Source organism: Sutterella seckii (assembly GCF_009183815.1).
GTDB lineage: Bacteria > Pseudomonadota > Gammaproteobacteria > Burkholderiales > Burkholderiaceae_F > Sutterella > Sutterella seckii.
Map to the genome: position 1 here is coordinate 1 of NZ_WEHX01000063.1, position 14,174 is coordinate 14,174.

At 60.0% G+C, this 14,174-nt stretch carries 10 protein-coding genes; 6 read left to right on the forward strand and 4 right to left on the reverse strand.

The genetic code is table 11. The features are described 5' to 3' along the window. Positions 1–140: 140 nt before the first annotated feature. Positions 141–806, reverse strand: coding sequence for a nickel pincer cofactor biosynthesis protein LarB (gene larB / locus GBM95_RS08495; protein WP_152158703.1), 666 nt, complete (start codon positions 804–806; stop codon positions 141–143). A gap of 8 nt (positions 807–814) precedes the next feature. Continuing rightward, positions 815–1,798, reverse strand: a complete 984-nt coding sequence (locus GBM95_RS08500; protein WP_152158704.1) for an AraC family transcriptional regulator — start codon at positions 1,796–1,798, stop codon at positions 815–817. A gap of 389 nt (positions 1,799–2,187) precedes the next feature. On the opposite strand from GBM95_RS08500, the gene GBM95_RS08505 reads away from it, so the two are divergent. Next, the gene (locus GBM95_RS08505) at positions 2,188–2,658 is read left to right on the forward strand and encodes a Dps family protein (RefSeq protein ID WP_152158705.1); all 471 of its coding nucleotides are present in this window, start codon (positions 2,188–2,190) and stop codon (positions 2,656–2,658) included. A gap of 119 nt (positions 2,659–2,777) precedes the next feature. On the opposite strand, the gene GBM95_RS08510 is transcribed toward GBM95_RS08505, so the two are convergent. Then, the gene (locus GBM95_RS08510) at positions 2,778–4,550 is read right to left on the reverse strand and encodes an HNH endonuclease domain-containing protein (protein ID WP_193222634.1); all 1,773 of its coding nucleotides are present in this window, start codon (positions 4,548–4,550) and stop codon (positions 2,778–2,780) included. Positions 4,551–4,940: 390 nt separating this feature from the next. On the opposite strand from GBM95_RS08510, the gene GBM95_RS08515 reads away from it, so the two are divergent. The 5 genes from GBM95_RS08515 (at position 4,941) to GBM95_RS08535 (ending at position 13,983) form a co-directional block, all read left to right on the forward strand. After that, positions 4,941–6,980, forward strand: a complete 2,040-nt coding sequence (locus tag GBM95_RS08515) for an FAD-dependent oxidoreductase (protein ID WP_152158707.1) — start codon at positions 4,941–4,943, stop codon at positions 6,978–6,980. Positions 6,981–6,995: 15 nt separating this feature from the next. Beyond that, positions 6,996–8,882, forward strand: a complete 1,887-nt coding sequence (locus GBM95_RS08520; protein WP_152158708.1) for a [FeFe] hydrogenase, group A — start codon at positions 6,996–6,998, stop codon at positions 8,880–8,882. Between the two features lie 1,090 nt (positions 8,883–9,972). Further along, positions 9,973–10,959 (forward strand): bile acid:sodium symporter family protein, encoded by a 987-nt coding sequence (locus tag GBM95_RS08525; protein WP_152158711.1) that lies wholly within the window; start codon positions 9,973–9,975, stop codon positions 10,957–10,959. A gap of 218 nt (positions 10,960–11,177) precedes the next feature. Further along, positions 11,178–12,425 carry an MFS transporter gene (locus tag GBM95_RS08530; RefSeq protein ID WP_193222635.1) on the forward strand — a complete coding sequence of 416 codons (1,248 nt, stop codon included), beginning with the start codon at positions 11,178–11,180 and terminating at the stop codon, positions 12,423–12,425. 610 nt (positions 12,426–13,035) lie between these two features. Continuing rightward, on the forward strand, positions 13,036–13,983 hold the full coding sequence (locus GBM95_RS08535) for a TonB-dependent siderophore receptor (protein ID WP_152158710.1): 948 nt from the start codon (positions 13,036–13,038) through the stop codon (positions 13,981–13,983). A gap of 3 nt (positions 13,984–13,986) precedes the next feature. Here the strand turns inward: GBM95_RS08535 and GBM95_RS08540 are convergent. Continuing rightward, a partial coding sequence (locus GBM95_RS08540; protein ID WP_193222636.1) for a transposase occupies positions 13,987–14,174 on the reverse strand: 188 nt, incomplete at its 5' end.

The following is a 14,174-nucleotide window of genomic DNA, read 5'->3' on the forward strand; positions in this document are numbered from 1 at the left end:
GAAGCTCGAGCTGGGCTTCAGGAGTGGCCTTGCGGCCGTCGAGGGTTGTGGTGGTTTTATCTTCATAACTCATTTATCAATTATAACATAACCGTAGCCAGTTGTCAACTATTTTGTGCCTATGTTAATAAATGCAGATTTCAGGAATTGGTGTTGAGGAGCCTGAGCGTTCTCGCGGCAGCACATGCGGCGCCGTAGCCGTTGTCGATATTGAAGACCGCCACGCCCGGCGCGCAGGAGGCGAGCATGCTGCGTAGCGCCGTCATGCCGCCCTCGGCAATGCCGTAGCCCACCGATGTGGGAACGGCAAAAAGGGGCTTCTCGGTGAGGCCGCCCATAACGGAAGCGAGCGCTGCGTCGAGGCCCGCCGCGACGATCACGACGTCGCACGCGTTGATCTCGTCGATCACGGACTGAATGCGCCAGAGGCCGGCAACGCCGCAGTCTTCGAAAAAGGCCGTTTCGTACCCAAGGTATTCGAGCGTGCGTGCGGATTCGTGGAGAACCCTCGCATCGGCATTCCCTGCGGACACGAGCGCCGCCTTCCCCGGACGGGCGGGAAGCTTCGCGTTCCAGGCCGTGCGGGAAAGGGCATCAAAGTCGTACTGCTTGCGGAGATTTTCCGGAAGTCCGGCAAAAAAATCGGGTTCGAGGCGCGTGAAGAGAATCGGTTCGGCGCCGGGCTTTCCGAACCGCTCGAAAAGCTCAATCAGCACCGAACGGGGCTTTCCCGCGCAGAAAACCGCTTCAGGCAGACCGATGCGGCGCGGACGGTCAAGGTCGAAGCGAACGGTGGAATGGGACATGGTCTTCTTTATGCAAAAAATGGTGGTCTCAGCTCAAGCAGCAATCCGGGCGGCCGTCTTGCGGCTTCATCGGCTTCCATCCCGTAGCGGTCGGCAGCGGCAAAAGCCGTGCGGCGCCTGCGCACATCCCTCAGGGGCGAGTCGCCGAACTGGCGCTTGTATTCGCGCACGAACTGCGTGGGGCTTTCATAGCCGACGGCATAGGCGGCTTCGGCCACCTGCGCGTGCTGCGCGAGCATCATGCGCTGCGCTTCAAAAAGGCGGATCTGCTTCTGGAACTGGAGCGGGCTCATGCCGGTCAAGCCCTTGAACTGCCGGTGGAAGTTCGAGGTCGACATGTTGTGCATGCGGGCGAGCTCCTCAATTGCAATCGAGGTCGCGAAATTGGCCCGGAGCCATGAAACCGCGCGCACGATGGCGCCCGCAGGAGCGGCGTCCCGAAGCAGCGGCAGGAGCCGCGGGGCAGTTGCTCCCGTGAGGAGCAGATAGTGGAGGTCGCGGATCACAAGCGGAGCGCGCACCTTTACCTGATCGGGGTTTGCCGCAAGATGAATGAGGCGGGAGAAGTCCTCGAGCAGATCCTTCCAGGGCGTAAAGACGAAGCAGGCCTGGGTCGGCTGAGGCTGGGCGTCCGCCGCCGTCATGTTTTCAGCGAGCTCAATGAGGAGCGCCCGGTCGAGCCGGAGCGAAATCGAATAGAAGGGGTGTTCAGGCGAAGCGTTGAGCGCACGGTATGCGCTCGGGAGCGCCGCGCCCGAGAGGAGGCCTTCGCCTGAGTGATAAATGATTTCCCGGTTGCAGATGAGCGAGCTTTTCGACCCGGAAAGGATGAGCGAGCAGGCGAGCTCCCCGCAGGAGCAGGTGAGCGGCATTTCGCACTCATGGCGGTGCGTGTAGAAGTCCGGCACGCTCGTCTCATGCGATCCCCTCTGAGGGTTTAGAGCCTTGAGCGCCTGAAGCATGTCGGCAATCTGAGAATCAATGTCGGACATGGCAGTGGAATGAATCTGAAGAAAGATTTGGTCGAAGGGAGTTCCGGCAGATGCTTTGCGCCGGAGCAGGTGATAGTCAAAATGATAAGCAGGATTGGGCAGTTTGCAAGGTGGGTGAATAGCGTAAGAAAAGTCTCATTACATCAATGAATCAGGGGAATGCGGAGGTTGAAGGCGGCCCGTGAATCCTTTCAGAGACGTCAATTTGAGAGATTGGGGCAGCTATTTGATTGGATTTGGCAAAGAAGAGCGGGAGCTTGCTTTAATAAAAACTATTGAAAACTTGGCACCGATAGTTTACGTAAGTAATATGAACTCATCGATAAACAAGATGCATTGAAAACTGATTAACGATAGTTTTTAACTGCATCGCAGCAGGACCCAACAAAATGACGAATACTGAACGCCTCAACGCCTACGTTGCCTCTCTTCTCGTCTGGAATGTGAAGCTCCACAATCTCCACTGGAACGTGACGGGGAAGCTCTTCAAGCCCCTCCACGAATACACGGAAGCCCTCTACGACAAGGCCTTCGAGGCTTACGACGAAGTCGCCGAGCTCCTCAAGATGAAGGGCGAGATGCCGCATGCGACCCTTCGCGGCAGCGTCGAGCTCTCGGTTGTTGAAGAAGTCGCTCCGCGTCTCTTCTCTTCCTGTGAAGTCGTCGCGGAAGTCGAAGCCGACATGAAGAAGATGGCGAAGCTCGCCCGCGAAATCCGCGATGCGGCTGCCGAGGAAGACGACTTCCAGACGCAGGGCCTCTTTGAGGGCTACCTCGCGGGCTACGCCAAGGAACTCTGGTTCCTCTCCGCCATGCGTGCGGATGCCAGGCAGGAAGGCTGCTGCTCGGCGAAGGCCTGATAACTCGCCTTCAGTCCGTTCCGATCGAACGGACTGAAGGACATCCTGATGAAGAGCGCTCAGACTCCTCAGTTTCCGGGAGAGTGAGCGCTCTTTTTGTTTTTTTCCCTGTCTGCGCGTCAGAAGCCTGCCGCAGGCCCGGGCTCCCACCGGCGGCAGGCATACTGGAGCACCGTCTCGTCGGCGCTTCGGAGAAGCGCGTCCATCATCGGCGCTTCCCTGTCCTTCTGCGGCAGCGTCCGGCCCATGAGCGTCGACTGCGCCTGTGCGCGGAAGGGCGTTCCCATGGGAGAGCCCTCATAGAGCTTCCAGGTCCGGATGATCCGGTCTGCAGCCTGGTCGAGGCACGCGGCCGACGGCACCAGATCGGACTTCCGGCCGTTTTCCTTTGTCTCGGCCGGCATCAGGTTCCAGAGGTCGTTCGTATGGGTGCGCGACCACGGGATCATGTGGTCGACGGCAAGCGTATGGGCGGAGAGCGCCGCACCGGACCAGATGGAAGCGAGGCCTTCCGTGCGGATGCGCTCGAGAAAGAGCCCGCGCGACCAGCTCGTGTCGCGCACGTCCTCGGGAAGCGCCATGATGTCTATCACGGCGCCGGGGGTAATGACGCCGCGGGAGAATTCCGACGACTGCTTCGCCCAGCGGATCGTCACGGCCTCCGTGAGCCAGGGCGCAGAGACATTGAGCTCCCGCCAGAGCTCAGACGGAAGGTAGAAGGTCCCGGCTGCCCGGTCGAGGAGGTCAGGCGTAATCGTTTCCTTCAGGACGCGGAAGCCCGCTCCCGCTTCAAGCCGGAAGAGGCGGTTCCCGGCCATTCCGGCAATGGCGCTCGTGTCGTCCCCGAGGGAATTGCCGGCATAGAAGACGGGGCCGCGGTCAATGGCTTTGCGGACGGCCTTTGCAAGAGCGATGAAGGCGAGGGCGCGAGGGGATCCCGCCGCCAGTCTTCCGAGATAGAAGTCGTTTCTGAAGGAAAGCCAGTCGCCCTGGTAGAGGCGGATGAGCGCCATGAGAGGCTCTTCGAATTCGAGGCGCCTTCCGCTGCCGATCTGAGCGGGAAGCGGCGCGGATTCATTGAGGGCATGCGCGCGGTAGATCTGCCAGTAGAGCGCCGCGACGCGCTCGATGATGAGGCCCATCGGGATCGCCGCCTGGTGCGGCGCATCCGGGATCTTCGTCCGGACGAGATAGGCGGTCATGTCCGCGGGTGGGAGATAACGGACGCGCGCCGCGTTGGCAAGGTTGATTTCCGCGAGCGCCTTGATAAGCGCGAGCTTATAGGTGGTCGTCTTCCGATCATCCTCGAGAAGTCCCTGGAGGCTTTTTCTCGCCCGTACGCGGGCTGCATCGCGCACGAAGACCAGTGCCGCGGAGACCAGGCTTCCCGGGTCCCCGGCAGATTTCCTTTCGGCAAGCGCAAAGCCGAAGCGCTCGAAAAGCGCGATGACGAACTCAGGCGAAAGCGTCTGAGTCGATGAAGCGCCGTCAAGCATAACCACGGCAGTGCCTGAGGGACTCAGGGCGAGCTCAATTTCCCGCACCAGTTCATGGAGCTTCTCCGGAGTGACTGCTCCCTCCAGACCGTCCGCGACAACCGCATCGCAGGCGGCGCTCCGGAGCATTTCGCCGCAAGCCTCGCGATCCGCTTTATCGAGCGGAAAGTGAAGCGGAATGCGCTCCATCCGGGCATCCCCATCGTTTCCCGGAGCTTCCGGCTCCGCATCTGCCGTGAGCGTGACGGCGACCTGCGCCTTCGCCATCCGGACGGCAAAGCGCGCTTCCCCGAGCAGAAGCGCACGGGCGCCGGCGGGAATCCACTTGAAAAGCAATTGAGTAAAGAGACGCTCTCGCGAGGAGGCCTCTCTGAAGCTCGGAGAAAGGTCGGGCACTTGAGAAATTACGAATAAGGATGAACGGGGACAGGAGAAGCGTATTGCCTGAAGGCACGCTTGAGGCATAAGGGAAAACGCTGAAACTCAATATAGGAAGGAACCTTTGCGTCCGATTGAATTCTGACTTTCCCGTAAGACTTTGCCTCAGACGCGCACCGTTCCTTCAAAAGAACTAGTTAGAATGATCGACGCAAAAAAGAAGAGACTGACGCAGCCCGGACCCCCGCGGCGGCTCCTGAGAAGAAGCAAAGCTTCCGAAAGCCGCATTCATCGGGCGCTCAGACAAGAAACCGCAGAAGCGAGTGCGTTTGCCCCGTCAGCATCCCCGGTCGGGTCGATGCTGCCCTGAGGCGCCTCGCCGACTGCACGTTTTGAGGGACCAACATAATGGAAGAGAATTTTCTCTTTGGCTTCTGGAAGGGCCGCTGGCTCGATCGGAGAAGCAATCCTTCCGGGACGCTCCCGGACGGCTTCCCGCTCGACGAAGTGCGCGAATTCAATCGCGGCAACCCGGTGACGAGCCTTATTTCGAGCGCCGGCTTTCTCATCTTCCAGGGGGCGGAAGCCCTTCCGCTGGTTCTCTTCGCCTATTACGACAACATTCGCCGGATGTCCTGCGGACGCTGCACGCCCTGCCGCGCGGGGAGCATCCTCATCTGCGAGGCGCTCAAAAAAGCCGTTCTCGGCCTCGGGAGCACCGTCGACTGGGAGGAGATCCGCACGCTCGCGCGCCAGATGGAGCTCACGAGCCTCTGCGGCATCGGCGCCTCCACGACCGCAGCCCTCATCGGCGCAATCGACCATTTTGTCGATGATCTGAAGACCACGGAGCCCGCGGGCGACCCTGCGGCGCTTTTAGAAGAGAAGCGCTATGCGTCCGCGGCTACGGCCCCCTGCATTGAAGCCTGTCCTGCGAACGTCAATGTTCCCCGCTACATCGACTACATCCGGGACGGCCGTCCGCAGCTCGCCGAAGGCGTGCTTATGGAGCGCTATCCGCTCGTCGGCACCTGCGGGCGCGTCTGCGTGCGTCCCTGCGAAAAAGCCTGCGCGCGCCGCTTTGTCGAGGCGCCCGTGGCGATCAAGGATCTGAAGCGCTTTGCCGCCGATCATGCGGGCGCGCCGGTTTCGCACCTCTTTGCCCCGGAAGAAGCGCTCGGGAGCGACAAAAAGAAGGTTGCCGTCGTCGGCGCCGGTCCGGCGGGCATCACCTGCGCCTACCATCTTCTGCAGATGGGCCATGCGGTCGACGTCTTCGACATGGAAGAGGAAGCGGGCGGCATGGCGCGCTGGGGGATCCCGGCCTACCGGCTCCCCCGCATGGAGCTCGCGGGTGAGACGGACGTCGTGAAGGCGCTGGGCGGCAACTATGTCTTCGGCAAAAAGCTCGGCCGCGACTTTTCGGTCGAGAGCCTCCTTCAGGACGGCTACAGCGCCGTCTTCCTCGGAATCGGCTGCGCGCTCGGGCAGTATCTCAACCTCCCCGACGAGGATCAGTCGGCTGAGGGCTACCTCAAGGGCCTCGACTTTCTGCTCGAGGTCGAGCACAGCCAGAAGAACCCCGGCGGCCCCGCGCCGCTTCAGGGCGACGTGGTGGTGATCGGCTGCGGCAACGTTGCGATGGACTGCTGCCGCACGGCGAGAAGACTTTTGAAGTCCGGGCGCGTCATCGTCGCCTACCGCCGCATCGAGGCGTCGGCGCCGGCAGATCCGGAGGAAATCAAGGCTGCCCGCGCCGAGGGCGTGGAGTTTGAATTCCTTTCCGCCCCGAAGCGCATCATCGTTGAAGACGGCCGCGTGGTCGGAATCGAGCTCGTGCGGATGTACCAGACCGAACCCGACCAGTCCGGGCGCCGCGGCGTGAAGCCGATTGCAGGCTCCGAATTCGTGATTCCCTGCAGCACCGTCATTGCTTCGATCGGCCAGAAGATGGATGCGTCCGTCTTTTCGCCCGAGGACGGCATCAGGCTCTCGCGCTGGAACACGATTGAAACGAAGGCCGACTACACGACCTCCAGAAAGGGCGTTTTCGCGGGCGGCGACGCCGCCGTGGGCGCTCAGACGCTCATTCTTGCGATGGCGCACGGCGAAGGCGCGGCGCGCTCGATCGACGCCTATCTGAAGAGCGGGGAAGCAGCCTTCTTCCCGAGAAAGCGCCTTTCGAGGATCATCAGAAAGGCCGATCTTCTCGGACAGTGCCGGCCGGAAAAGGGCTACCCGCATGCCGAACGCTTTGAAGTGCCGATGCTCGACGCCCGCAAGCGCATCGAGGAGACCCCGTGGGAGGAGGTCGAATTCGGCATGACGGATTCGGACGGCTGGAAGGAATCAAAGCGCTGCATGCGCTGCTACCGCCTCATCGGCGTGACGACCCGCGACCCCATTCCCGGCACCGAGCCCACGGGCGAGGACACGCTTCCCCTTTGACGGAGTTTCCCCAAGATGGCTTCCCAGATTTATAAAGACAAGAAGGAGCTCGCGCCCCGCGCATTCATCAACGGCATCTCCGTGGTGATCGAGCCCAACGATACGATTCTTGAGGCGGCCCGCCGTGCGGGAATCTTCATCCCGACGCTCTGCGAGTTTGCGGCGCTGAACCACCGTCCCGGAACCTGCCGCGTCTGTCTCGTCGGGATTGAGCGGGCGGACGGCGGCCACGACATCGTCACCTCCTGCGACACGAAGATCGAGCCCGGCATGCGCATTCATACGCGCACGGCCGAGGTGCGGCGCCGCCAGCGCCTTCAGATGGAGCTCCTTTTCGCCGACCATGACGAAAACTGTTCCTCCTGCTCGCGCCACGGCGACTGCGAACTTCAGAAGGCCGCCCTCTGGGTGGGGCTCGAAGGCTCGCACCTTTCGGGGAAGTACCTCGCGGACCGCCGCGAGGACGCCACGGCCCCGGCCATGCGCTTTGACGGCAGAAAATGCATCCGCTGCCTGCGCTGCATCGAGGTCTGCCGCCGCGTGCAGGGACCGAATGTGGCGGCCCTCACGCTCATCGACACCGGCACGGGCGCCCAGGTCGGCTTTCGCGGTGCCGATTCCTGGGGCGCATCCGACGTCTGCATTCAGTGCGGTCAGTGCTCGCTCGTCTGCCCGACGGGCGCCATCAGCGTGCACGACCAGTGCTGCGACGTCTTCGACCTGCTCGACGACGATTCGGTGACGACCGTCTTTCAGATTGCGCCGGCCGTGCGCGTGGCGATCGCCGAAGCCTTCGGCCTTCCGCCCGGCACCAATGTGGAGGGAAAGCTCGTCACGGCTTTGAAGCGCATGGGCGCCGACTACGTGATGGATACGCGCTGGTCGGCCGACGTGACGATCATGGAGGAGGGAACGGAGATTCTGGAGCGCCTGAGGGAAGCGAAGGCTTCGGGAACGCTCGGGAAACCATTCACGTACTTCACTTCCTGCTGCCCGGGCTGGGTCAACTACGTCGAGAAGGTGGCGCCCGACATGATCCCGCACCTCTCCTCGACCCGCTCGCCTCAGGCAATTTTCTCGGCGCTCGCGAAGACCTGGATGCCGAAGTCGAGGGATCTCGATCCGAAATCCATCCGCGTGATTTCAATCATGCCCTGCACGGCAAAGAAGGACGAGGCCGGGCGAAAGCTCCTCGAGCGCACCCCGGGCGAAAAGGATACCGACGTCGTCCTCACGATCCGGGAATTCACGCGCTTGATCCGCCGCACGGGCCTCAATCTGGCGGATCTCCCCGATACGGCCTTCGATACGCCGCAGATGACGCTTGCCTCGGGCGGCGCGCAGCTCTTTGCAACGACGGGCGGCGTCATGGAGGCGGCCCTTCGCACGATGTCTGCGATTACGAACCAGGATCCGCAGCCGCTTCCGCCCTTCGAGGACGTCCGCGGCGCGCGCTCGATCAAGGAGACGACCGTTCATCTCGGGGAACTTGGCGACATCCGCGTGGCGGTGGTGCATGAATGCGCCAACGTCGCGAAGGTGATCGACATGGTGAGAAAGGGCACGTGTCTCTATCACTTCGTCGAGGTCATGGCCTGCCCCAACGGCTGCGTCGGAGGGGGCGGCACGCCTCGCGGCAGAGACATCTGGAAGAACAATCTCGGCGCCCGCCAGAGCGCCGTGTACGAGATCGACGCCAGAATGCCGATCCGGGCTTCGCACGAGAATCCGGAAGTGATCCGCCTCTACGAAGACTTCCTCGGCGCTCCGGGAAGCCACCTCGCGCACGAGCTTCTGCACTGCACCTACGAAGACAGAAGCAGGGCAGGCGAGAAGCCGCGCGCCCGGAAGATCTTCCGGCTCGTCGAACTCTCTCCCGATCAGATGGGCAATCCCGGCTGAGCCCCAAAGAGAGGTCTGCGACGCTTCTGAGGCAATAAGGCAAATGTCGTAAGGTCCGCATCGATTGTTCTAAAAAATCGGCGGACCTTTACTTTCTGCAGACCAAACGTAAACCGTAGGCGACTCAGAGTTTGTTACAATCCGTCTCCCTTACTGAGAATGAATCTCAAGCGCATTGCCGGAAATTGAAGGCAATGCAAATGCATTCTCATCCATCTTCAGTTTTGGTTCGAGGGGGAGTCTCCTGGCGCACGCGGAATCGGGGGTCGATGACGCGGGCGTTTGCCCGGGGAGCGGAGGGGAAATCGTTCCTGCGGGTAGACCGGAGTCTGACTCCGGGCTTGAGGCTTCCCCCCGGACCAAACATCCATGATATTGAATACGAGCCCGGGCGGTTCCATGAGAGCCGCGTCCGGGCTTTTTGCATTCATGGGCATGCGTACTGAGCTGCACGTCCCCGGAAAAAGGCGAAAAAAAAGAGGGGATGGCGCTTCTGCGCCATCCCCTTCCAGGAGACCCCAAGACAGCGCCTCGCTTCAAGGGGCAGGCATTGCACCCGCCCGGAGGCCTGGATCCACGAAGCCGACCCCTGGCTTCTCGTAGTGGATCAAGCTGTCTTGCTTGAGATGAAGTATGCCTCATATGAGAACAATTCGCAATAGCGATTGCGATGGGTGAGCATGAAGTCGGCTTCAGAGTTTTCATTGCTTGATGCAGATCAAAGCGGCTGATGGGGAGTGCCTGAAATCCGCATTCGGAGCTGCAGAAATGAGTGGAAAGAGGCGGAGAGGTTGGGGAAAACCGCTAGGTTGTATTTGCAGTATTTATTGCATTTCATCACGATGCACCTAATATACAAGAAAAATAATTCTTAATAACTAGAAAAATGCATTGCGAAATCTCAGATTTCGCGTAAAGTTACTCCTCAGCAGCGCAGCAAACGGACTTTTCTTTCCCCGTAGGCCGCGCAGCTTAAATCCCCATCCAATCTGTGAACTTCAAGAGACGCGCCATGACCATATTCGGGTTCAGGTTTAGTCGCCAACAGGGAGCATGGACGCCAACAACGTCCTCCGCAATTTGAAAAATGATGAATACTCTCCGGAAAATCAGTTACTTCGTGAACAAGACGTTCGCTCTCTGGGTCGTCGCCACCGGCGTCCTCGGCTTCCTATTTCCGGAAGTATTCGTACTTGCTGGCCCCTGGGTACCCTTCCTTCTCGGCATCGTTATGTTCGGCATGGGTCTCACCCTGACGACCTCGGACTTCCGCGAAATCTTTTCTCGCCCGAAGGACGTGATCATCGGCATCATTGCGCAGTTCACGATCATGCCGATCTCGGCCTTCGTGCTCTGCAAGGCCTTTGATCTGCCGCCCGACCTTGCCGTCGGCCTGATGCTCCTGGGCTGCTGCCCGGGCGGAACGGCCTCGAACGTCGTCACCTTCCTCGCCCGCGGCGATGTGGCGCTCTCCGTCACGATCACGTCCTGCACGACGCTGATGGCGCCTGTCGTGACGCCCGCCCTGATGTACGCCTTTGCGAGCGAATGGCTCTCGATCGACCCGACCGCAATGTTCCTCTCGATCGTCCAGGTGATCCTCGTCCCGATCGGCGCGGGCGTCCTGATTCACCGCATCTTCGGCGACCGTGTTGAGAAGGTCACCTGCGCGCTGCCGCTCATCTCCGTGACGGCCATCGTGATCATCATCGCCGCCGTGGTTGCGTCCACCAAGTCGAGCATCGTGAACGCAGGCTTCGTCGCCTTCCTCGTGGTTGCCATCCAGAACGCCGTCGGCATGGGCCTCGGCTACGTGATCGGCCGCATGACGGGCATGAATGCCGCCAAGTGCCGCGCCCTCTGCTTCGAGGTCGGCATGCAGAATTCCGCTCTCGGCGTGGCGCTCGCCTCCGTGCACTTTGCCGCGAATCCGATGACGGCTCTGCCCTCGGCTGTCGGCGCCCTCTGGCACAACCTGACCGGTCCGATCGTCGCCACCTACTTCCAGAGCCGCGAGGCCGGAGAACCCGTCGCCGCGATCACGCCAACCAAGACGGAAACGTCGCCCGCAGCCTGAAAAAGCTTCAACCTCCTCTGAAAACTGTCTGCACCTCCTTCCCGGGTTCGGTGCAGACAGTTTTTTTATGTCCCGGACGAGGAAGGCCGCCGTCATGAGCTGCAGTCCTTGCTCGATCCGGTAAAGCATGGGAAGCCAGGGTCCTGCGCCTGGAATTCCGGCGGCGCATAATGGGCTTTTCTTCAGCCTCCAAGGCTCGTCCTTTTCCCCAGAGCGCCATGTCCGAAGTAGACCTCAGCCGACGCGCGCGGATTTCCGATTCGCGCAGAAGCTTTACGCTTTTTGCCGCGTCCCTTGTTCTCATCTGCTGCTTCATCTTCTCGTCCGCTCCGATTCCGCTGATCGGCGTCTGGGCGGGTGAAATGGGACTCACGACCGCAGAGGTTGCAATGACGGTGGTGAGCTACTTTTTCGGCTGCATCGTCACGCTCGTCTTCTTCGCGCGCCTCTCGAACGCTCTGGGGCGCCGCTGGGTAACGCTCATCACCATCGGCTGGGCCGCCGTTTCCTGCTGGTGCTATGCGGTGATGACGGACACAACGCTCTTCTACATTGCGCGCTTCACGCAGGGCATCGCCTGCGGGCTGGCGTCCTCCGCCGCCATGTCCTGGATCGTCGACTGTTCGCCGAAGAAGCACGCCTGGATCGGAACGGCGCTCACGGCCGGAGGCCCGAACGTCGGTCTCTCCATCGGGACGCTCCTCTCGGGCGTTCTTACGGCCTACGGGCTCGTCAATATCGACGTGATGTTCATGAGCTTCGTCGTGATCTGCGTGCTCCTAGCCGCGCTCGTCTGGAAGGCCGAGGAAACCATTCCGCCGGGTACGGAAACGCTGGTCGAGGTTCTGATTCCGAAGGTCGCGCTCCCCGGACGGCTCTGGCGCATCTTTCTGGTGACCGGTTTCGCCATGCTCGGCACCTGGGGGCTCGGGAGCTTCCTTCAGGGCTTTTCTGCGAAGCTTGCCGAAACAGCCTTCGGCGCCACGAGCACGATGTACGCGGCAATCGTCTACATGGGGCTCATTGTTCCCAATGCTGCCGCCGGCTTCCTGATGGGGAGCCTCAGGCCCTCGCGCGTTTTCCCGATAGCGGTTACCTGCTTCACGGCTGCCGGTGCGCTTCTCTTCCTTTTCCTTGAAACGGGGCACCCGTCGCTCTTCCTCACGGCGCTCATTGCGAGCGGCGCCTGCTCGGGATCCACGTCGACCCTGGGCGTCAAGTTCCTCCTTCAGGATTCGACGCTTCGCGAACGTGCGGGCGTCATCGCGGCGCTTTATCTCTCCTGCTACGTGGGGTCCGGGATCCCCAACTTTGTCGTGAGCCGCTTGGCGGCTGACGTTTCCATGGATGCCATCTATCTCGGCTACATCGGCTGGATAACGGGAACGTGGCTCCTTTCGCTCGTCTTCTTCTTCATTGTTAAGAAGAGCAATCGGCCCGCTGAGCGGCTTCGCTTCTCGGAATGACGCCCGCAGTCAGACGATCAGAAATATGAAATTGATAGAGCCGCAGGCGCCGTGCGCTTCTGCGGCTTTCTCATAGCGAGAACAGAAAAGAAAAATGGGAGGCCGCGGACCAAGAAACACGCGGCCTCCCATCAGAGGCAAGGAACGAACCGAGCAGGAGACTCTCGGAAGAAGAAGAGCTCAAAGTGAAGTTTCCCCGCTTCACCGTAGAGGAGCTCTTCTGCGCCGCGGAACCGACCCCTTGGTTCCTGTGCGCGGCGCGTTTCGTTCCAGTGAGATGAACTATATCGCAAATGAGAATCGTCTGCAAGTGGGAAAGAAAAAATTGTTGAGAGGACGTCAGAAGGCCGCTCGGGAGCGGATGCATGCAGAAAAGTTGTGGTTTAACGACAAATTCTTCCCTCAATTCATCCGAACGCCCGATGTCCCTTGTGTTTACTAGAGCGAGTAAGAATCAGAACGTATCACGCAATCTAATGCCACCTTCTAAAGGCAGCGTTGGCAGGCATCGATAAATTTTTTGGCGGCAGAGACAGCATGTGTTTACTACGCAAGAAATAAAATGTAAATCATTCCTATTTACATAAGCGTTCACAACGCACGCCAAAAAATGATCAAAGGTCAGAAAAACATCTCGCTCGGCAAACTCCCTGCTGCCGTTGCTCTCGCCGCTGCAGCCTTTGCGCTCTCCGCGCAGGCCGCTGATGATTACAAAACAGTCGAAGCCGTGAGCGTTACGGCTGAAGCGCTGAAGATCGATACCTCCACGCAGGAAACGCCGCAGACGGTGAATGTCATCAACCATGAGGAGCTGGACAACAAGATCCTTCGCAAGGTCGATGATGCTCTTCGCTATACGCCGGGCTTCGTCAATCCTTACGGTGCCGACTACGACACAAACTGGATCCGCATGCGTGGTTTTGAGACGACTACGCTTATTGACGGTCAGACTCAATATAAAGAAGGCTATTTCGATACGACGGTTGAGCCTTTCGGCCTTGAGGCGGTCGAAGTCGTGTCCGGTCCGGCGTCATCGCTTTACGGCGATTCTCAGCCGGGCGGCGTCGTCAACCTGGTGACGAAGAAGCCGACAAAGACGCCGCAGCACTCCGTGACGGTTACCGCCGGCACGCAGAAGTTCATTCAGGGCGGGCTCGATATTTCGGACTTTGCGAGCGAGGATGGTTCCAAGCGTTATCGCCTCGTAGCAATGGCGAACCGAGAGGATTCCTTCGTGGATGATGTCGACGGTTGGCGCGCTTACATTGCTCCGAGCTTTACGATCGACATTTCCGAAAAAACGTCGCTGACGTTCCTCGCGAGCTATCTCAAGGATAAGAAGACGCCGAGCAATGCCTTCATGCCGGCATACGGCATTGTTGTTCCTCGCTTTGGCCGCATAATCCCCTACGGGACCAACTACGGCGATCCGGAGCATGATCGGTACGATAAAGACCAGGTGTCTTTCGGCTGGGAATTCAAGCACGCCTTCAATGACAACGTTGAGTACAAGCAGAGCTTCACGGGCAAGTACACGGATCTCTTTATGGCTCTATGACGTTTAGTGTGGGTAACCACACTTTAAAGCCTGAGTCCATCTGCTGAAATCCAGATTACCTGCAACGAGATAAATCATTGTTTTGAAGTACTCGGGATTCCTAAATCCGCGTGCTCGGCGCTTGATGTTCTGAATGATGCTGTTGAGCCCTTCCAGCAGCGCATTGGTGCGGCGGTACGTCCAATAGTTCA

What these genes read in the sequence shown, in the direction of transcription:
- larB (WP_152158703.1), bottom strand. Translation starts at nt 806, where the DNA reads ATGTCCCATTCCACCGTTCGCTTCGACCTTGACCGTCCGCGCCGCATC.
- GBM95_RS08500 (WP_152158704.1), bottom strand. Translation starts at nt 1,798, where the DNA reads ATGTCCGACATTGATTCTCAGATTGCCGACATGCTTCAGGCGCTCAAG.
- GBM95_RS08505 (WP_152158705.1), top strand. Translation starts at nt 2,188, where the DNA reads ATGACGAATACTGAACGCCTCAACGCCTACGTTGCCTCTCTTCTCGTC.
- GBM95_RS08515 (WP_152158707.1), top strand. Translation starts at nt 4,941, where the DNA reads ATGGAAGAGAATTTTCTCTTTGGCTTCTGGAAGGGCCGCTGGCTCGAT.
- GBM95_RS08520 (WP_152158708.1), top strand. Translation starts at nt 6,996, where the DNA reads ATGGCTTCCCAGATTTATAAAGACAAGAAGGAGCTCGCGCCCCGCGCA.
- GBM95_RS08525 (WP_152158711.1), top strand. Translation starts at nt 9,973, where the DNA reads ATGAATACTCTCCGGAAAATCAGTTACTTCGTGAACAAGACGTTCGCT.
- GBM95_RS08530 (WP_193222635.1), top strand. Translation starts at nt 11,178, where the DNA reads ATGTCCGAAGTAGACCTCAGCCGACGCGCGCGGATTTCCGATTCGCGC.
- GBM95_RS08535 (WP_152158710.1), top strand. Translation starts at nt 13,036, where the DNA reads ATGATCAAAGGTCAGAAAAACATCTCGCTCGGCAAACTCCCTGCTGCC.